At 64.9% G+C, this 19,913-nt stretch carries 16 protein-coding genes; 13 read left to right on the forward strand and 3 right to left on the reverse strand.

Annotation, left to right across the window (positions count from 1 at the left end; all coding sequences use genetic code 11):
- The first annotated feature begins 190 nt into the window (after positions 1-190).
- Genes C8D04_RS02815 through C8D04_RS02830 form a run of 4 tightly spaced genes read left to right on the forward strand, consistent with a single transcriptional unit; the run spans position 191 to position 5,243 of the window.
- Positions 191-2,569 carry a DNA internalization-related competence protein ComEC/Rec2 gene (locus C8D04_RS02815; RefSeq protein ID WP_233521226.1) on the forward strand — a complete coding sequence of 793 codons (2,379 nt, stop codon included), beginning with the start codon at positions 191-193 and terminating at the stop codon, positions 2,567-2,569.
- Between the two features lie 51 nt (positions 2,570-2,620).
- Positions 2,621-4,084, forward strand: a complete 1,464-nt coding sequence (locus C8D04_RS02820) for a circularly permuted type 2 ATP-grasp protein (RefSeq protein WP_116003508.1) — start codon at positions 2,621-2,623, stop codon at positions 4,082-4,084.
- Positions 4,078-4,290 (forward strand): alpha-E domain-containing protein, encoded by a 213-nt coding sequence (locus C8D04_RS02825; protein WP_116003509.1) that lies wholly within the window; start codon positions 4,078-4,080, stop codon positions 4,288-4,290. The genes C8D04_RS02820 and C8D04_RS02825 overlap by 7 nt, the downstream gene beginning before the upstream one ends.
- Positions 4,284-5,243, forward strand: a complete 960-nt coding sequence (locus C8D04_RS02830) for an alpha-E domain-containing protein (protein ID WP_116003510.1) — start codon at positions 4,284-4,286, stop codon at positions 5,241-5,243. Before C8D04_RS02825 ends, C8D04_RS02830 begins: the two co-directional genes overlap by 7 nt.
- A 111-nt stretch (positions 5,244-5,354) precedes the next feature.
- On the opposite strand, the gene C8D04_RS02835 is transcribed toward C8D04_RS02830, so the two are convergent.
- Entirely contained in the window at positions 5,355-5,672 is a 318-nt protein-coding gene (locus C8D04_RS02835) for a VF530 family protein (RefSeq protein WP_116003511.1), read from the reverse strand.
- A gap of 97 nt (positions 5,673-5,769) precedes the next feature.
- Positions 5,770-6,246: a bacterioferritin gene (gene bfr, locus C8D04_RS02840; protein ID WP_116003512.1), complete on the reverse strand. Its 477-nt coding sequence runs from the start codon at positions 6,244-6,246 to the stop codon at positions 5,770-5,772.
- Between the two features lie 225 nt (positions 6,247-6,471).
- On the opposite strand from bfr, the gene ahpC reads away from it, so the two are divergent.
- The 6 genes from ahpC (at position 6,472) to C8D04_RS02870 (ending at position 13,923) form a co-directional block, all read left to right on the forward strand.
- Complete coding sequence (gene ahpC, locus C8D04_RS02845; protein ID WP_116003513.1) at positions 6,472-7,035, forward strand: alkyl hydroperoxide reductase subunit C; 564 nt, start codon at positions 6,472-6,474, stop codon at positions 7,033-7,035.
- 98 nt (positions 7,036-7,133) lie between these two features.
- Positions 7,134-8,702, forward strand: coding sequence for an alkyl hydroperoxide reductase subunit F (gene ahpF / locus C8D04_RS02850; protein WP_116003514.1), 1,569 nt, complete (start codon positions 7,134-7,136; stop codon positions 8,700-8,702).
- A 137-nt stretch (positions 8,703-8,839) separates the two neighbouring features.
- Positions 8,840-8,971: a hypothetical protein gene (locus C8D04_RS19090; RefSeq protein WP_255415502.1), complete on the forward strand. Its 132-nt coding sequence runs from the start codon at positions 8,840-8,842 to the stop codon at positions 8,969-8,971.
- A 4-nt stretch (positions 8,972-8,975) separates the two neighbouring features.
- On the forward strand, positions 8,976-10,046 hold the full coding sequence (locus C8D04_RS02860; RefSeq protein ID WP_116003516.1) for an HlyD family efflux transporter periplasmic adaptor subunit: 1,071 nt from the start codon (positions 8,976-8,978) through the stop codon (positions 10,044-10,046).
- Positions 10,043-12,784, forward strand: coding sequence for a ribosome-associated ATPase/putative transporter RbbA (rbbA, locus tag C8D04_RS02865; RefSeq protein WP_116003517.1), 2,742 nt, complete (start codon positions 10,043-10,045; stop codon positions 12,782-12,784). Before C8D04_RS02860 ends, rbbA begins: the two co-directional genes overlap by 4 nt.
- A 2-nt stretch (positions 12,785-12,786) precedes the next feature.
- On the forward strand, positions 12,787-13,923 hold the full coding sequence (locus C8D04_RS02870) for an ABC transporter permease (protein ID WP_116003518.1): 1,137 nt from the start codon (positions 12,787-12,789) through the stop codon (positions 13,921-13,923).
- Between the two features lie 83 nt (positions 13,924-14,006).
- Here C8D04_RS02870 and C8D04_RS02875 read toward each other — a convergent pair whose 3' ends face one another.
- Complete coding sequence (locus C8D04_RS02875) at positions 14,007-14,828, reverse strand: pyruvate, water dikinase regulatory protein (RefSeq protein ID WP_116003519.1); 822 nt, start codon at positions 14,826-14,828, stop codon at positions 14,007-14,009.
- Positions 14,829-15,021: 193 nt separating this feature from the next.
- Between C8D04_RS02875 and ppsA the strand changes: the two genes are divergently transcribed.
- The 3 genes from ppsA to C8D04_RS02890 are packed head-to-tail and all read left to right on the forward strand — an operon-like array spanning position 15,022 to position 19,882.
- Entirely contained in the window at positions 15,022-17,421 is a 2,400-nt protein-coding gene (ppsA, locus tag C8D04_RS02880) for a phosphoenolpyruvate synthase (protein WP_116003520.1), read from the forward strand.
- Positions 17,422-17,463: 42 nt separating this feature from the next.
- Positions 17,464-17,796, forward strand: a complete 333-nt coding sequence (locus C8D04_RS02885) for a DUF4212 domain-containing protein (RefSeq protein WP_116003521.1) — start codon at positions 17,464-17,466, stop codon at positions 17,794-17,796.
- Complete coding sequence (locus C8D04_RS02890) at positions 17,789-19,882, forward strand: VC_2705 family sodium/solute symporter (protein ID WP_116003522.1); 2,094 nt, start codon at positions 17,789-17,791, stop codon at positions 19,880-19,882. Before C8D04_RS02885 ends, C8D04_RS02890 begins: the two co-directional genes overlap by 8 nt.
- Positions 19,883-19,913: the final 31 nt, after the last annotated feature.

A 19,913-nucleotide genomic window follows, 5' to 3' on the forward strand; every position in this document is an offset into this window, starting at 1 on the left:
AAGCCCGACAGACTCCCAGGTGGCGTTGACCGCCATTTTCAGAACACAGGGCCTGCCGTAGCATGCGTCCATGCCATTGCTTTCTGATCGCCCGCTCCTGTCCGACACCGCAGCGCCGCATACCGCTGCACGGCACAGTGATGGGGGCGCGTCGGCGCTGCTGGGCGCCGTGCTGGGGGCCGCCCTGCAAATGCAGCAGGCAGCGCTATGGCCTGGCTGGGTGTATGGCGTGCTGCTGTGTCTTGCAGGCATCAGCGCCGTGGTGCTGTGGCGCTGGGCGCCGCAGCGCGGCCCGGTGTGGGGGCGGGCGCTGGCCTGGGCCGGGCTGGCGGCCCTGCTGGTCGGGGCGCTGACAGGACTGCGCGCTGCGCATTTCGCCGCGCAATCTTTGCCGCCATCGCTGGAGGGCCAGGACATCCAGGTGACCGGTATCGTGGCCACCATGCCGCAGCTGGGCGATGCAGCGCTGCGGCTGCGCCTGGAGGTGGAGTCCGCACACCAGAACGGGCAGCCGGTGCGCCTGCCCACGCTGATCGACCTGGCCTGGTACCGGGGCTTGTGGCAGGAGACTCCGGATCTGGCCACATTGCAGCGCCAGCCGCTGCCCATGCGCCCTGGTGAGCGCTGGCAGATGATGGTGCGCCTGAAGGCCCCGCACGGGGCGCGCAACCCGCACGGGTTTGATTACGAACTCTGGCTGTGGGAGCAAGGCGTGCAGGCTACGGGCTATGTGCGTGCAGGGCCACGGGATGCGCCGCCCCAGCGCATCGGGGAAACCTGGCGGCACCCGGTTGAGCGCCTGCGCCAGACGGTACGCGACGCCATCACCACGCGCCTGGCGCCCGACCGCACGGATGCGCAGGCGGTGCGTGTTGCCGGTGTGGTGGCGGCGCTGGTCACGGGCGACCAGCGCGCCATCGACCGCGGCGACTGGGATGTTTTCCGCGCCACGTCCGTAGCGCACCTCATGAGTATTTCTGGATTGCACATCACGCTGTTTGCCTGGCTGGCCGCTGCGGCTGTGCAGTGGCTCTGGCGCCGTTCACCGCGCCTGTGCCTTGCCGTGCCGGCGCCTTCGGCCGCGCTGGTCTGTGGCGTTCTGCTGGCGGCGCTGTATGCCCTGTTCAGTGGCTGGGGGCTGCCGGCACAGCGCACCGTGCTGATGCTGACCACGGTGGCGCTGCTGCGCCTGTCGGGGCGGCGCTGGCCCTGGCCGCAGGTGTGGTTGCTGGCCTGCGCGGTGGTGGTGGTGCCCGATCCGTGGGCTTTGCTGCAAGCGGGGTTTTGGCTCAGCTTTGTGGCGGTGGCTGTTTTGTTTGCTACTGATAGTAGAGCTGTTAGCGCTTATCCAGCGGGCGTTAGAGGCAGATTTAATGCTTTATTGCGTGAACAATGGATCGTCACGCTGGCGCTCACGCCCTTGGGGTTGCTGCTGTTTGGGCAGGTGTCGCTGGTGGGGCTGGTGGCCAATCTGCTGGCGATTCCCTGGGTGACCCTGGTGGTAACGCCGCTGGCGTTGGCGGGTGTGCTGTGGGCACCGCTGTGGCAGTGGGCGGGTGCGGCAGTGCTGCCGCTGGTGGCCGTGCTGCAATGGCTGGCGGCCTGGCCCTGGGCCTCGCTGTGGCTACCGGCGGCGCCTTTGTGGGCGGGCGTGGCAGGGGTGGCCGGCGGTGTGCTGCTGGCCTTGCGGCTGCCGTGGCCGGTGCGTGCATTGGGCGTTCCGTTATTGGTGCCGGTGTTGCTGTGGCAGTCGCCGCGCCCGGTGCCAGGGCAGTTTGAGGTGCTGGCAGCCGATGTCGGCCAGGGCAATGCCGTGCTGGTACGCACCGCCACGCACAGCCTGCTGTACGACACCGGCCCGCGCTTCGGGGTGGACAGCGATGCCGGTGGCCGCGTGCTGGTGCCGCTGCTGCGGGCGCTGGGCGTGCGCCTCGACATGCTCATGCTCAGCCACCGCGACAGCGACCATACCGGCGGGGCAGCGGCCGTCATGGCACAGCAGCCCCAGGCCGTGCTGACGGGCTCCATTGCCGGGGATGAAACGCTGCGCGCGCTGGGGCCTGCTGCGCCCTGCCTAGCAGGCCAGCGCTGGACCTGGGATCACGTGGCATTCGAAGTGCTGCACCCCTTGCCGGGTGCGACTGAAGGGGCTCCGGGCCAGCGCGCCGTACGCCCCAATACCCTCAGCTGTGTGCTGCGCATCACGTCGGCCAACGGAACCGCAGCGCTGCTGGCTGGGGACATCGAAAGCGCACAAGAACAGGCCCTGGTGGCGCGCGCAGCACCCTTGAAGGCCAACCTGCTGTTGTTGCCCCACCATGGCAGCAAAACCTCGTCCAGTGCCGTCTTTCTTTCTGCGGTGCAGCCACGCACCGCGTTGGTGCAGGCGGCCTATCGCAGCCGCTTCGGCCACCCTGCGCCTGAAGTCTTGCAGCGCCTGCAGGCACAGGGTATCGATGCCGTGGTCTCGCCGCATTGCGGGGCTGCCACATGGCATTCGGCCCAGCCGGGGCTGGCGCGCTGTGAGCGGGACGAACATCCCCGCTACTGGCAGCACCGCGTTCCCTGATGGGCACAGAGCTGGTGTACAACTTGCTATCCTGACCCCAGGAGGCCTGCGATGCAGAAATTTGACGAGATGTACGCCCTGTTGCCCTTTGATGGCAGTGATGTGCGCGCCCATTACAAGCGCTATGGCCACTGGCTTGCGCGCCAGGCGCCCGAAACCATGGAGGCGCGCCGTGCCGAGGCCGAGATGATTTTTCGCCGCGTGGGCATCACCTTTGCGGTGTATGGCGACAAGGACGAAGGCGGGGCGGGCAACGAGCGCCTGATCCCGTTTGACCTCGTGCCGCGCATCATTCCAGCGCAGGAGTGGACGCAACTGGAGCGCGGGCTGGTGCAGCGCGTGGCTGCGCTCAACCATTTCATTCGCGACGTGTACCACGGCCAGGACATCCTGCGCGCCGGTATCGTGCCGACCGATCTGGTGCTGCACAACGCCCAGTACCGCCCCGAAATGGTCGGACTGCAGGTTCCCCGGGACATCTACGCGCATATCGCCGGCATCGACATCGTGCGCGCCGCCAACGCGCAGGGCGAAGGCGTGTACTACGTGCTGGAAGACAACCTGCGCGTGCCCTCGGGCGTGTCGTACATGCTGGAAAACCGCAAGATGATGATGCGGCTCTTCCCCGACCTGTTTGGCATGCACCCGGTGGCGCCCGTGGCGCATTACCCCGACCTGTTGCTCGACACCCTGCGCGCCAGCGCCCCCGCAGGTGCGTCTGAGCCCACCGTGGTGGTGCTGACCCCCGGCATGCTCAACAGCGCCTATTTCGAGCATGCCTTTCTGGCACAGCAAATGGGGGTGGAGCTGGTGGAAGGGCAGGACCTGGTGGTGCGCGACAAGTTCGTCTACATGCGCACCACGCGCGGCCTGCAGCGGGTGGACGTGATCTACCGCCGCGTGGACGACGATTTTTTAGACCCCCAGGTGTTTCGCTCCCGCAGCACACTGGGCTGCGCCGGGTTGATGGAGGTTTACCGCGCAGGCAACGTGGCGATCTGCAATGCCGTGGGCACGGGCGTGGCCGACGACAAATCGGTCTACCCTTATGTGCCCGAGATGATCCGCTTCTACCTGGGCGAGGAACCCCTGCTGGCCAATGTGCCTACGTGGCTGTGCCGCAAACCGGACGATCTGCGCTACGTGCTCGACCACCTGCCCGAGCTGGTGGTCAAGGAGGTGCACGGTGCGGGAGGTTACGGCATGCTCATCGGTCCGGCGGCAACGCGCGCCGAGATCGAGGATTTCCGCCGCGCTCTGGTGGCCGACCCGGCCCGCTATATCGCGCAGCCCACGCTCAGCCTGTCGAGCTGCCCGACCTTTGTGGACAGTGGTCTCGCGCCGCGCCACATCGACCTGCGGCCCTTCGTGCTGTCGGGCGAAAAAGTGCAGATGGTGGCCGGGGGGCTGACGCGGGTGGCGCTCAAGGAGGGCTCGCTGGTTGTCAATTCGTCGCAAGGGGGCGGCACCAAGGACACCTGGGTGCTGCAGGAAGAAGGGAGCACGCCATGCTGAGCCGTACCGCTGACCACCTGTTCTGGATGTCGAGATACACCGAGCGGGCAGTTCTGTTTACGCCAGTAAACAGGGGGGACGCTAACAACTGTGCGAAGCACTTGTTATGCGTTCACCAAAAGACCGTCGCAGGCGGGCTTTCACTAAAACACGGCCGACGCGCGCAGCGCGTGCGGGGTTTTCTGCCCGAGGAGGTTGCATGCTGAGTCGTACCGCTGACCACCTGTTCTGGATGTCGAGATACACCGAGCGGGCAGAAAACACTGCCCGGATGTTGAACGTGGGCTACGAGACCGCACTGCTGCCGCAGTCCGCCGCACGCGCCCAGGCGGGCTGGCTGGGCATGCTCTCGATCAGCGAGCTGATTCCCGCCTACACGGCACGCCACGGGACGGTCACGCGCGAAGGCGTGCTGGACTTCATGGTGCGCGACGGCGGCAATTCATCGTCCATCCTCTCGTGCCTGCGCGGCGCACGCGAGAATGCGCGCGCCGTGCGCGGTGCGCTCACCACCGAGGTCTGGGAAACGCAAAACCAGACCTGGCTGGAGTTGAACCGCTTGCTGGCCAGCGGCGCCTTCGAGCGCGACCCGGGCCAGTTCTTTGAGTGGGTGAAGTACCGCTCGCACCTCTCGCGCGGTGTTACCTTGGGCACCATGCTGCAGGATGAGGCCTTCCACTTTCTGCACCTGGGCACTTTTCTGGAGCGGGCCGACAACACGGCGCGCCTGCTCGATGTGAAGTTCCACGCCGTGGCGAACGATTTTCATGGCGCCGCCAGTGGGCGTGAGCCGGAGGCCGATTTCTACCACTGGAGCTCCATTCTGCGCAGCGTGTCTGCCTTCGAGGTCTATCGCAAGGTGTACCGCGATGTGATCACGCCTGAGCGCGTGGCCGAGCTGCTGATATTGCGGCGCGACATGCCGCGCTCCTTGCATGCCAGCCTGCGCGAGGTGGTGGACAGCCTTGCCCTGGTGTCCAATGAACATTCGCACCACACCGAGCGGCGCGCCGGGCGGCTGCTGGCCGACCTGCAGTACGGCAGTATCGATGACATCCTGGCGACGGGCATGCACGCCTTTCTGACCCAGTTTCTGGACCGTGTGAGCGATCTGGGCGATGGCATCAGCCGTGACTTCCTGGCGACCCCGGGCGGGTAATTCCATTTCTAAACCATCCGTGTCGTTGTTGCTTCGCCTAGCCGTGCTACAGCACTGATCGTAGGCTTTGCGCCTAGACACCAATGATTTGGATACGGAATAAGGCGCTGTTCAGCGCCCGCTGGCGGCGCTGCGCTTTTGCTCGCGCAGCATGAACAGGTAAAGGCTCTCGACCTTCTCGCGCGCCCAAGGCGTCTTGCGCAAAAACTTGAGGCTGGAGCCCACGCTGGGGTCCACCTGGAAGCAGCGCACGGGGATCTGCTGGCCCAGGCCCTCCCAGCCAAAGTATTCGGCCAGTGCCGTCACCATGGCCTCCAGCGTCACGCCGTGCAAAGGGTTGCGCGGCTGCTGCGGGCGCGGCGGAGCGCTTGCCGGTGTCGCAGGGGTTGCGTGGCTGTCGTCGGCGGGGGTGGGCTCGGTGGCATTCATGGGTGCAAGGATAAGGCGTTGAGCGGAGCCAGGGTCGGGCATAAAAAACGGGCCGAAGCCCGTTGGAAGCACTGGCCTGCGTGGGCAGGGCGCAAGCTTATTCGTTCTCGCCCATCTGCGACTGCAGGTAGTTGGGCAGGCCCACCTTGTCGATCAGGGCAATCTGGGTTTCGAGGAAGTCAATGTGCTCCTCGGTGTCGTTCAGAATTTTTTGCAGCAGGTCGCGCGATACATAGTCCTTTACGGTCTCGCAATGCGCCATGCCCGCCTTGACCGTGGCCTGGGCTCCTTGTTCGGCGCGCAGGTCGCAAGCCAGGATTTCTGCCACATCCTCGCCGATCTGCAGCTTGCCCAGGTCCTGCAGATTGGGCAGGCCATCGAGCATGAAGATGCGGTCCATCAGCAGGTCGGCGTGCTTCATCTCGCCAATCGACTCTTCGTATTCTTTCTTGGCCAGCTTGTCGAAGCCCCAATGCTTGAGCATGCGAAAGTGCAGAAAGTACTGGTTGATGGCGGTCAGTTCGTTTTTGAGCTGGGCCTGCAGATGGCCAATGACTTGGGGATCGCCTTGCATGGGTGACTCCTGAAAGGTTCAAAAAAAGGAGGGCAGCGGCCTGCCGTGAATTTGCAAGCCTACTCCACTGGGCGCCGTAGGGGAGCAGCACAGCCAAAACCATAGGGGTATTGCATTGAATAGCTAAAAACGATTGATGTCATTCAATCAATTGATTGGAATTATTCGCAAAACCGGCCCATACTCTCCCCTGTGTTCACATTCCATCCATGAAAGGTAGCAACCATGTCCCTGATCAACACCCAAGTCCAGCCCTTCAAGACCGAAGCCTTTCACAACGGCAAATTCGTCACCGTGACCGAAGAAAGCCTCAAGGGCAAGTGGTCTGTGGTGATCTTCATGCCCGCCGCCTTCACCTTCAATTGCCCCACTGAAGTGGAAGACGCCGCCGAGCACTACGCCGAGTTCCAGAAGGCCGGCACCGAGGTGTACATCGTCACCACCGACACGCATTTCTCGCACAAGGTCTGGCATGAGACCTCTCCTGCGGTCGGCAAAGCCCAATTCCCGCTGGTGGGCGACCCCACGCACAAGCTGACGCGTGCTTTTGACGTGCACATCGAAGAAGAAGGCCTGGCACTGCGCGGCACCTTCATCGTCAACCCCGATGGCATCATCAAGACCATGGAAGTGCATTCCAACGAAATCGCCCGTGATGTGAAGGAAACCCTGCGCAAGCTCAAGGCAGCCCAGTACACGGCAGCGCATCCTGGCGAAGTCTGCCCCGCCAAGTGGAACGAAGGCGCCAAGACCATTGCCCCGTCGCTCGACCTGGTTGGCAAGATCTAAGCGGATCGCCACCCCGTCAGTTGCATTGACCAAGACGCCCGGGTGCCTGGCGCCCGGGCTTTTTTACGCCCATAAATCGAAAATTCAGGAGTTTTGCCATGCTCGACGACACCCTTAAAACCCAGTTGAAAGCCTACCTGGAACGCCTGCAGCGCCCGGTAGAACTGGTGGCCACGCTGGACGACAGCGCCACGTCGAACGAGCTGCGCGAGCTGCTGGAAGACATCTGCGCCCAGTCGGACAAGATCACCGTGGTCGAGAAGAACGACCCGGGCGTGCGCAAGCCCTCGTTCCTCATCACCAACCCCGGCGTGGACAGTGGCGTGCGCTTTGCCGGCGTGCCCCTGGGCCATGAATTCACCTCCCTGGTGCTGGCGTTGCTGCATGTGGGCGGCCACCCTTCCAAGGAAGCGGCTGAACTGTTGGAGCAGATCAAGGGGCTCGACGGGGATTTCCACTTCGAGACGTATTACTCGCTCTCGTGCCACAACTGCCCTGACGTGGTGCAGGCGCTCAACCTCATGAGCGCGCTCAACCCGCGCATCACCCACACCGCCATCGACGGCGGCCTGTTCCAGAGCGAGATTGCCGAGCGCGAAATCATGGGCGTGCCCACGGTTTTTCTCAACGGCGAGCGTTTCGCCCAAGGCCGCATGGAGCTGGCTGAAATCGTCGGCAAGATCGACAAGGGCGCTGCTGCCAAAGACGCGGCCAAGCTCAACGCCAAAGAGGCGTTTGATGTGCTCATCGTCGGCGGTGGCCCTGCGGGTGCCGCGGCCGCTGTGTATGCCGCGCGCAAGGGCATCCGTACCGGCGTGGCGGCCGAGCGCTTTGGCGGCCAGGTGCTCGACACGGTCGATATTGAAAACTACATCTCCATCCAGAAGACCGAAGGCCCGCAGTTCGCCGCCGCGCTGGAGCGCCATGTGCGCGACTACGAGGTCGACATCATGAATCTGCAAGCGGCCAAGCAACTGACGCCTGCCACCACCGAAGGCGGCCTGATCGAGGTGCAGCTCGAAAGCGGCGCCACGCTGCGCAGCCGCACCGTGATCCTGTCCACCGGCGCGCGCTGGCGCAACATGAACGTGCCCGGCGAGGACCAATACCGCACCAAGGGCGTCACCTACTGCCCGCACTGCGACGGCCCGCTGTTCAAGGGCAAGCGCGTGGCGGTGATCGGCGGCGGTAACTCGGGCATCGAGGCCGCCATCGACCTGGCGGGCGTGGTGGCGCATGTCACCGTGCTTGAATTCGCGCCGGAACTCAAGGCCGACGCCGTGCTGCAGCGCAAGTTGCGCAGCATGCCCAACGTCAACATCATCCTGAATGCCCAGACCACCGAGGTCAACGGCGACGGTCATAAAGTCAACGGCATCACCTACAAGGACCGTACGAGCGGCGAGGTGCGACAGATCGCGCTGGAAGGCATTTTTGTGCAGATCGGCCTGCTGCCCAACACCGACTGGCTCAAGGGCACGGTCGAATTGTCGAAGTTCGGCGAAATCGTGATCGATGCCCATGGCCGCACCAACGTCCCCGGCGTGTTTGCTGCCGGTGACTGCACTACGGTGCCGTACAAACAGATCGTGATTGCCGCAGGGGCAGGTGCCACCGCCGCGCTGAGCGCGTTTGACCACCTGATCCGGACCTCGGCACCGGCTTGAGTTTGAAGAAAATATGGCTCTAGCGCTGATGGATTAAGCGCTAGCAGCTATCAAATTAAAGGCGGCGATGCTTGCGGGCGGCTGCGTGCCCGTCGTTCAAGCAATGGCTGCTTGCGGACGCGCTTTATGAAAACGCCATGACTTTCGCCACGGCCCAGGTGCATGGGCTGACCGTGGCTACGCGCAACGTGGCCGACTTTCATGCGTTGGGTTTGGAGGTCTGCAATCCCTTTGCGCCGAAGCAGGCGCCTCAATCCGCAGGACAATAGTCCCATGAAGATCCAATGGAAATCCGCATTCACGGCGGGTGCGCTGCTGGTGGTGGGCGCTGCGCTGGTGGCCGCCTGGGCACCCTGGCGCGCCGATGGCACGCAGGCCGCTCTGGTGGGCGGCAATGGCCGCATCGAGGCGACGGAAATCGCCGTGGCCAGCAAACAGCCTGGCCGCTTGCGCGAACTGCTGGTGTCCGAGGGCGATTTCGTCAAGGCGGGGCAGGTGCTGGCCCGCTTGCAGCTCGACGGTTTGCAGGCACAGCGCGATGAGGCGCTGGCCCGGCTGCAGCAGGCGCGCCAGGCGGTGGCCACCAGCCAGGTGCAGGTGGCGCAGGCGCTGGGCAACCACCAGGCAGTGCTGGCGCAGGTGGTGCAGCGCGAAACCGATCTGCAGATGGCTCAGCGCCGCCTGCCGCGTACCGAGCAACTCGCCCGCGACGGCTTTCTGTCCGACCAGGCGCTCGACGACGACCGGGGGAAGGTGCGCAACCTGCAGGCCGCCCTGAGCGCCGCCCAGGCCCAGGCCCGTGCGGCCCAGGCCGGGGTGGATGCCGCACGCACCCAGGTTCCAGCCGCCCAGTCCAATGTGCAGGCCATGGAGGCGACGCTGCAGCGCATTGATGTGGATCTGGCGGAGAGCGAGCTCAAGGCCCCGCGCGACGGCCGCGTGCAGTTTCTCATTGCACACCCTGGGGAAATCGTGGCGGGGGGCGCCAGGGTGCTGAGCCTTGTCGACCTGTCGGATGTGTACATGACCTTCTTCCTGCCGGAGACCGTGGCAGGCCGGGTGGCATTGGGCAGCGAGGTGCGCATCGTGCTCGATGCCGCGCCGCAGTTCGTGATTCCGGCGCGCGTGTCCTTTGTGGCCAGCACGGCCCAGTTCACCCCCAAGACCGTGGAAACCGCCAGCGAGCGGCAAAAACTCATGTTCCGCGTGCGTGCTCAGATCGACCGCGAACTGCTGCTGCGCCACATCGAGCAGGTCAAGACCGGGCTGCCCGGCATGGCCTGGATCCGCACCGACCCGCAGGCCGCGTGGCCCGAGCACCTGGCCATCAAAGGGCAGCCGTGAACGACGCGGGCTTGGCGCCCGTGGCGCGGCTGGCGGGTGTGGGGCTGCGTTACCGGCAGGTACAGGCCCTGGCCGATATCGACCTGGACGTGCCGGCAGGCTGCATGGTGGGCGTGATCGGCCCCGACGGGGTGGGCAAGTCCAGCCTGCTGGCGCTGATGGCGGGGGCACGCGTGGTGCAGCAGGGGCGGGTGCAGGTGCTGGGGGGCGATATGGCGCGTGCTGGCCACCGGCGCCGCGTTTGCCCGCGCATTGCCTACATGCCCCAGGGCCTGGGCAAAAACCTGTACCCCACGCTCTCGGTCGAAGAGAACCTGCAGTTTTTTGCGCGCCTGTTCGGCCATGGCGCGCGGGAGCGTCGCCGGCGCATCGACCAGCTCACCCGCGCCACCGGCTTGCAGCCATTTTTGGTGCGCCCTGTAGGCAAGCTCTCGGGCGGCATGAAGCAAAAGCTCGGCCTGTGCTGCGCGCTGATCCACGACCCTGACCTGCTGATTCTCGATGAGCCCACCACCGGCGTCGATCCGCTGGCCCGCGCGCAGTTCTGGGACCTGATCGAGGGCATCCGCCAGCAGCGCCCCGGCATGAGCGTGGTGGTGGCCACCGCCTACATGGACGAGGCGCAGCGCTTTGACTGGCTCGTCGCGATGGACGAGGGCCGCATTCTGGCGCAAGGCACGCCCGGTGGCCTGCTGGAGCGCACGGGTGCTGCGGATCTGGAAGCCGCCTTCATCGGCCTGCTGCCCGAGGAGCGGCGGCGCGGGCACCGGGCGGTCGACATTCCGCCCCTGTCCGACGCCCAGGCGCAAGAGGTGGCCATCGAGGCGCAGGGCCTGACCATGCGGTTTGGCGATTTCACCGCAGTCGATGCGGTCAGCCTGCGCATCCGCCGGGGCGAGATTTTTGGTTTTTTGGGGTCGAACGGCTGCGGCAAGACCACCACCATGAAGATGCTCACGGGCCTGCTGCCCGCCACCGAGGGCAGTGCGCTGCTGTTCGGCCATGCGGTGGACCCCAAGGACATCGCCACGCGCCAGCGCGTGGGCTACATGTCGCAGGGTTTCTCTCTCTATGGCGAACTGACGGTGGAGCAGAACCTGCTGCTGCACGCGCGCCTGTTCCATGTGCCCGAAGCGCAAGTCGCGGGCCGCGCCGCCGAGATGGCGCAGCGCTTTGGCCTGCAGGACTCTCTGGATCTGTTGCCCGAGAAACTGCCGCTCGGCCACCGCCAGCGCCTCTCGCTCGCCGTCGCCATGGTGCACAAGCCCGAGCTGCTGATCCTCGACGAACCGACTTCGGGCGTCGACCCGATCGCGCGCGACAACTTCTGGCGCCTCATGATCGAGCTCTCGCGCCGCGATGGGGTGACCATCTTCATCTCGACCCATTTCATGAACGAGGCTGCGCGCTGCGACCGTATTTCGCTCATGCACGCGGGCCGGGTGCTTGCCAGCGATACGCCGCAGGCCATTGTGGCGGCGCACGCAGCGCAGACGCTGGAGCAGGCCTTTATCGATTGCCTGGTGCAGGCCGGCGGCGGCGCGGCGGATACGCCCGAAGCCACGCAGGACCCGCTCGCTACCACTGCTGCGCCGCCCCGCGAGCCCGCCTGGCGGCGCAGCCTGCGGCGCCTCTACAGCTATGCCTGGCGCGAGTCGCTGGAGTTGCAGCGCGACCCGGTGCGCGGCGCGCTGGCGCTGCTGGGCTCGCTGCTGCTGATGTTTGTGATGGGCTACGGCATCAGCATGGATGTCGAAGACCTGCGCTTTGCGGTGCTCGACCGCGACCAGACCGCGCTGAGCCGCGACTATGCGCTGCAGCTTGCGGGCTCGCGCTACTTCAGCGAGCAGCCGCCTTTGCTGGACGATGCCGACATGGACCAGCGCCTGCGCAGCGGCAAAATTTCGCTGGCGCTGGAAATCCCCAGCGGCTTTGCCCGCCATGCGGAGCGCGGCGAGCAGGCCGAGATCGCCGCCTGGATCGATGGTGCCATGCCGCAGCGCGCGGAAACCGTGGCCGGCTATGTGCAGGGCATGCACCAGTACTGGCTGGTGCAGACGATTGCAGCGCGCACCGGCGCAGCGCCTGTGGGCAACGTGAACGTGGAAACGCGGTTTCGTTACAACCCCGACGTCAAGAGCCTGCCGGCCATGGTGCCAGCGGTCATCCCCATCCTGCTGCTCATGCTGCCGGCCATGTTGACCGCGCTGGCCGTGGTGCGCGAGAAGGAGCTGGGCTCGATCATCAATCTCTACGTCACACCGACCACGCGCACCGAGTTTCTGCTGGGCAAGCAGTTGCCCTATCTCGCGCTGTCCATGCTCAATTTCGCCATGATGCTGCTGCTGGCCGTGACCGTGTTTGGCGTGCCTGTCACCGGCAGCCTGGCCACGCTCACACTGGCGACGCTGCTGTTTGCCATCAGCGCCACCGGGCTGGGCCTGCTGGCGTCGGCCCTGGTGCGCAGCCAGCTTGCGGCCATGTTCTTCACCATGATCGGCACCATGCTGCCTGCCATCCAGTTTGGCGGCCTGATCAACCCGGTGTCGTCGCTGGAGGGTGCGGGGCGCTGGATCGGCGAGATTTATCCGGCCAGCCACATGTTCACCATCAGCCGGGGGGTGTTCAACAAGGCGCTGGGGTTTCACGACCTGGCCGCCTCGTTCTGGCCGCTGACCGTGGCGCCGGTGGTGATTTTGGGCGTGGCGGTGCTGCTGCTGCGCAAGCAGGAAAAGTGAGCATGCGCCGCCTGCTGCACCACCTGACCAACATCCGCCTGCTGGGCGTCAAGGAGCTATGGAGCCTGTGGCGCGACCCGATGATGTTGGTCCTGATTGTCTACACCTTTACCGTGGCGATCTACACCGCGGGAACGGCCATGCCCGAAACGCTGCACCACACGCCGATGGCCATCGTGGACGAGGACGATTCGGCCCTGTCGGCGCGTATTTTCAGTGCGTTTTACCCGCCTGCGTTCAATGCGCCGGTGCGCATCACCAATGCCCAGGTCGATCCGGCGCTGGATGCAGGCCATTACACGCTGGTGCTGGTCATTCCGCCGAACCTGCAGCGCGATGTGCTGGCCGGGCGCTCGCCCACTGTGCAGCTCAATGTGGACGCTACGCGCATGAGCCAGGCGTTTGCAGGCAGCGGCCTGGCCCAGCAGATCGTGGCGGGCGAGGTGGGTGAGTTCGTGCAGCGCAACCGGGGCACGCAGGCTCCCCCGGTAGAGCTGGTGACGCGCATGCGCTTTAACCCCACGCTCTCGAATGTGTGGTTTGGTTCCCTGATGGAACTGGTCTCGCAGGTCACCATGCTCTCGATCATCCTGACCGGCGCGGCGCTGATTCGCGAGCGCGAGCATGGCACCGTCGAGCACCTCTTGGTCATGCCGGTGACGCCCACCGAAATCATGCTGGCCAAGGTGTGGGCCATGGGGTTGGTGGTGGTGGTGGCGACGCTGCTGTCCCTGCACGGCGTTGTGCTGGGGCTGCTGCGGGTGCCGGTGGAGGGCTCGCTGTGGCTGTTCTTTGGTGGCGTGGTGCTGCACCTGTTTGCCACCACGTCGCTGGGCATCTTCATGGCGACGCTGGCACGCAACATGCCGCAGTTCGGCCTGCTGGTCATGCTGGTGATGCTGCCGCTGCAAATGCTCTCGGGCGGCATGACGCCGCGCGAGAGCATGCCCGAGTGGGTGCAAGCGGTGATGTCGCTCGCACCCACCACGCATTTCACCGAGCTGGGCCAGGCCATTTTGTTCCGCGGGGCGGGCCTGGCTGTGGTGTGGCCATCCTTCGTGGCGCTGCTGCTGATTGGCGCGGTGATGTTTGCCCTGTCGCTGCGCCGTTTCCGCCAGGCGATTGCGCAGATGGGCTGAGGCTGGCCTGGCCGGTGGGTACTGGAAAATTTAAGTAAAAATAGCCGATAAGGCAATGGATACAGGCGCTGGCAGCTATCAATTCAGTAGTTGAGGCGGTCGGGGTGCAGTTCCTGCAGGATGGTGGTGGCGATCTCTTCGATGGATTTGGTGGTGGTGGACTGCCAGCGAATGCCCGAGCGGCGCATCATGGACTCCGCTTCCTGCACCTCCATGCGGCAGTTCTCCAGGCTGGCGTAGCGCGACCCGAGGCGGCGTTCGCTGCGAATCTCGGACAGTCGCTCGGCGCTGATCGTCAGGCCGAAGATTTTTTTGCGGTGTGGCACCAAAGCCGGGGGGAGTTGGCGGCGGTCGAAGTCTTCGGGGATGAGCGGGTAGTTGGCGGCCTTCAGCCCATGCTGCATGGCCAGGTACAGGCTGGTGGGGGTTTTGCCGCTGCGGCTGACGCCGACCAGGATCACGTCGGCGGCTTCCAGGTTCTTGTGGCTCTGGCCGTCGTCGTGCGCCAGGCTGTAGTTGATGGCTTCGATGCGGTCGTGGTATTCCTTGCTACGGCTGATGTCCGAGAAGCGCCCCACGCGGTGGTGCGACTTGACGCCCAGCTCCACCTCCAGCGGGTGCACAAAGGTGCCAAACATGTCCAGCAGCTTGCCCTTGCAGCCTTCCTGGATCACTTTGAGCACTTCCATGTTCACCAGGGTGGTGAAAACAATGCTCTTGCGCCCTTCGATCTCGGCCGTGTGATTGATCTGGCGCACGGCCTGGTGCGCCTTGTCCACGGTGTCGACAAAGGGCAGGCGCACCCGGCGCGGTACCAATTCGAACTGGGCCAGGATGGCGTTGCCAAAGGTTTCGGCGGTGATGCCGGTGCCGTCAGAGACAAAAAACACGGTGCGCGAATGCATGAGGGGCCTTTTTAGAAGCGTCAGCCCTTTGCCAGAAGCGCGGGCCTACAATTGTGAACATTATCCGAATTCTCACCATGCGCGCCGTCGGTCTACAACCACAACGACAAAGCCGAGCCTCGCGCCTGGACGCTCGCCCATTGCTCCTCCAGGGCGTGGGCGCAGACCCGGTTTCAACTTCTGGAGCTTTCCCATGTCTGCATTGTTCAACGCGACCGCCTTGGTCGTACCGTTTGAAAACCTGAGAATGACCGACGTCGAGTCGGTGGGCGGCAAAAACGCCTCCCTCGGCGAGATGATCTCGCAACTGCCGCAGGGCGTGCGTGTGCCTACCGGTTTTGCCACCACGGCCCATGCGTTTCGCCAGTTTCTGGCGCATGACGGCCTGGCCGATCGCATCAGCCAGAAGCTTGCCAGCCTCGATACCGAGGATGTGCGCGCGCTGGCCCAGGTGGGCGCAGAGATCCGCGCCATGGTCGAGATCCAGCCTTTTCCGGCCGATCTGGAGCAGGCCATTCGGGACGAGTTTGCCCGCTTCTCTGCCGACAACCCCCACGCCAGTTTCGCCGTGCGTTCGTCCGCCACGGCCGAAGATCTGCCCGACGCCTCGTTTGCGGGCCAGCAGGAAACCTTTTTGAATGTGCATGGCATCGAAGAGGTGCTGCACAAGATGAAAGAGGTGTTTGCCAGCCTCTACAACGACCGCGCCATCAGCTACCGCGTGCACAAGGGTTTTGCGCACGATGTGGTGGCGCTGTCGGCGGGCGTGCAGCGCATGGTGCGCTCCGACCTGGGCGCGGCAGGGGTCATGTTCACCATCGACACCGAATCGGGCTTTGAGGACGTGGTTTTCATCACCAGCAGCTACGGCCTGGGCGAGACAGTGGTGCAAGGCGCTGTGAACCCGGATGAGTTTTATGTGCACAAGCCCATGCTCAAAGCGGGCAAGCAGGCCGTGATCCGGCGCAACCTGGGCTCCAAGCTGATCCAGATGGTGTTCACCACGCCCGAAGAAAAAGCCGAAGGCGCGCTCAAAGGCAAGCTCATCAAAACCACCGACGTGCCGGCCGAGCAGCGCAACCGCTATTCGCTCACCGACGCCGACGTGCAGCAACTGGCGCACTACGCGCTGGTCATCGAGCAGCACTACGGCCGCCCGATGGACATCGAATGGGGCAAGGACGGCGAAGACGGCCTGCTCTACATCCTGCAGGCGCGCCCCGAAACCGTGAAGAGCCAGGTCCAGGGCCAGGCCGAACTGCGCTACAAGCTCAAGGGCACGGGCCCGGTGCTCGCCGAAGGCCGCGCCATTGGCCAGAAGATCGGCACCGGCCCGGTGCGGCTGGTGCACAACATTTCCGAGATGGACAAGGTGCAGCCCGGTGACGTGCTCGTGACCGACATGACCGACCCGAACTGGGAGCCGGTGATGAAGCGCGCCAGCGCCATCGTCACCAACCGGGGCGGGCGCACCTGCCACGCCGCCATCATTGCGCGCGAGCTGGGCATTCCGGCCGTGGTGGGCTGCGGCAACGCCACCGACAAGCTGGTGGACGGCACCCTGGTCACCGTGAGCTGCGCCGAGGGCGATACCGGCCACATCTACGACGGCCTGCTGGAGACCGAAGTGACCGAGGTGCAGCGCGGCACCATGCCGTCCATTGCCACCAAGATCATGATGAACGTGGGCAACCCGCAGTTGGCGTTTGACTTTTGCCAGTTGCCCAACGAAGGCGTGGGCCTGGCGCGGCTCGAGTTCATCATCAACAACAACATTGGCGTGCACCCCAAGGCCATTCTTGATTATCCGAACATCGATTCGGACCTGAAGAAAGCCGTGGAATCCGTGGCGCGCGGCCACGCCAGCCCCCGTGCCTTCTATGTGGACAAAGTGGCCGAGGGCGTGGCCACCATTGCCGCGGCCTTCTGGCCCAAGCCGGTCATCGTGCGCCTGTCGGACTTCAAGAGCAACGAGTACCGCAAGCTTATCGGCGGCAGCCGCTACGAGCCAGAGGAAGAGAACCCCATGCTGGGCTTCCGCGGCGCGGCGCGTTATGTGAGCGTGGAGTTTGGCGAGGCCTTCGCCATGGAATGCGAGGCCTTGAAGCGCGTGCGCAACGACATGGGCCTGACCAACGTGCAGGTCATGGTGCCCTTTGTGCGCACGCTGGGCCAGGCCGAGCGGGTCACGCAACTGCTGGCGCAGCATGGCTTGAAACGCGGTGAGAACGAGCTCAAGCTCATCATGATGTGCGAGATCCCGAGCAACGCCATCCTGGCCGAGCAGTTCCTCGCCTTCTTCGACGGTTTCTCCATCGGCTCCAACGACCTGACCCAGCTCACCCTGGGCCTGGACCGTGACTCGGGCCTGGAGCTGCTGGCACGCGACTTCGATGAACGCGACCCCGCTGTCGAGGCCTTGATCCACATGGCCATCAAGGCTTGCCTTGCCCAGGGCAAATACATCGGCATTTGCGGCCAGGGCCCCAGCGACCACCCAGACTTTGCCCAGTGGCTGGCCAAGGAGGGCATCACGTCCATCTCGCTCAACCCCGACAGCGTGATTGCCACCTGGCAGCAGCTGGCGCGCTGAGCCAGGCCAGACCCCCTGCGCACGGTGCCCGCAGCAAACCCCATGATGCAGCCGCCACCACCTTCCCACGAGGCTGAGCTGGCGGGCCCGTTCCCGCCCGATCTGCACGATGTGCGGCATCTGCAGCTCAAAGGGGGGTTGCTGCTGCTGTGGGTGCTGGTGTCGTTTGTGGCCATGTATTTTGCGCGCGACCTGGAGACCATCGTGGTGGGCGGCTGGCCTTTGGGCTTCTGGATCGCGGCACAGGGCGCCGTGCTGGTGTTCATGGCCATTGTCGTGGTCTATTGCTGGGCCATGAACCGCTTTGAGCGACAGGACGCGGCCCAGGCCGATCTGCCCTCGGCATCTCCGCCACCACCAACCCGCCATGGCTGAAAACGGCGCGGCGGACGGCGACAAGGCCTATCTCTGGCGGCTGCACCGCATCCTCGGTGCTTACGTGCTCGGGGTTCTGGGATTTTTGGCGCTCATGACCTGGGCCGAAAGCCGGGGCCTGTCGCGCCACTGGATCGGGCCGATCTTCCTGTTCCTCTCCGTCATGGTGTACGCCGGTATCGGGGTCTATGGCCGCACCACCGACGCCGAGGAATACTACGTGGCCGGGCGGCGCATTCCGCCCATGTACAACGGCATGGCGGCCGCCGCCGACTGGATGAGCGCGGCCTCGTTCATCAGCCTCTCGGGGGCCTTGTACCTGCAGGGCTTTTCGGGCACGCCGGGCCACGCCGGGGGGCTGGCCTACCTGCTGGGCTGGACGGGCGGGTTTTGTCTGGTGGCGATTCTGGTGGCGCCCCACCTGCGGGCCATGGGGCTGTACACCGTGCCTGATTTTTTCCAGGTGCGCTTTGGCGGGCGCTGGCCCCGGGTGATTGCCGCGCTGGCCGCCGTGGTGTGTTCGTTCACTTATGTGGTGGCGCAAATCTACGGCGTGGGCCTGATTGCTTCGCGCCTGACCGGGGTGCAGTTCGAGATCGGCATCATGCTCGGCCTGGGCGGGGTGCTGCTCTGCTCCTTTCTGGGGGGCATGCGTGCCATTACCTGGACACAAGTGGCGCAGTATGTGGTGCTGCTGCTGGCTTTTCTGATTCCTGTGTCGTGGCTGGCCTACAAGCAGCTGGGCAACCCCGTGGCGCCTCTGGTCTATGGCACGCAGATCAGCAAGATCGCCGATATGGAGGCCCAACTGCTGGCATCGCCTGCCGAATACGAGGTGGTGGCTGCGTACCTGGCGCGGGCGCGTGATTACGAAGCACGCCTGGAGAACGTCGAGGCCGCACTGGAAGACGAGCGCATCGCCATCCGCGAAAAAATCCGCGTACTGCGCGCCAAGAATGCCGATGTCGGCCTGATCGTTGCCGCTAGCCGCGAACTGGCGGCCCTGCCACGCGACGCCACGGCGGCGCGCGAGCGCTGGACAAAGCTGATGCAGGAGAACTACGAGCGTGCGCAGCCCCTGGGCGGTCTGCCGCGGCACAGCCATGCGTATGCGGGCTACCCCGACGGCACGCCGGAGGAGCAGGCAGCATTCACCGATTCGCGGCGCAATTTTCTGGCGCTCATGTTCTGCCTGATGGTGGGCACTGCCGGGCTGCCGCATCTGCTCATGCGCTACTACACCTCGCCCACGGTGGCGGGGGCACGTGCCTCGGTAGCCTGGTCGCTGTTCTTCATTGCCTTGCTGTACCTCAGTGCCCCGGCCCTTGCCGTTCTGGTCAAGTTTGAAGTCATGAACAACCTGGTGGGCAGCCATTTCGACGCCTTGCCGAACTGGATAGCGCAGTGGGCGCGGGTCGATGCCTCGCTGCTGTCGATTGAAGACATGAATGGCGATGGCCTTGTGCAGTTTGGCGAAATCCACCTGGGCGCCGACCTCATCATGCTGGCCACGCCGGAGCTGGGCGGTTTGCCTTATGTGGTGTCGGGCCTGGTGGCAGCCGGGGGGCTGGCGGCTGCCTTGTCCACCGCCGATGGCTTGTTGCTCACCATCAGCAATGCGCTGGTGCGCGACTTGTATTTCCAGGCCAAGCCGCGCAACGCCTCGCCCGAGCAGCGCGTGATACTGACCAAGTTCACGCTGTTGGCCGTGGCGCTGGCGGCAGCGTTTGTGGCCGCACTCAAGCCGTCGGACATTTTGCCGCTGGTGTCGGCCTCGTTCTCGCTGGCGGCATCGGCGTTTGTGCCGGTGATGGTGCTGGGCATCTTCTGGCGCGGCACCACGCGCCAGGGCGCTGTGGCCGGGATGTTGTGTGGCCTGGGGCTGGCGGCGTATTACATGCTCTCGCACGTGTCCAGCCTGCGGGCAGTCTTGCCGCACGGGTTGCTGGCCGATGGCCTGTGGTTTGGCATTCAGCCCATTTCAGCGGGGGTGTTTGGTGTGCCGGCGGGGCTGGTGTCGGCCGTGCTGGTGAGCTGGCTGACCAGGCCGCCGCCGCTGCGGCCCCCGGTGCGCTTAGAGATGTAGGCGACAGGCCCAGGCGATGGGCCTGCCGTTG

The organism is Simplicispira sp. 125 (genome assembly GCF_003096555.1).
Lineage (GTDB): Bacteria > Pseudomonadota > Gammaproteobacteria > Burkholderiales > Burkholderiaceae_C > Simplicispira.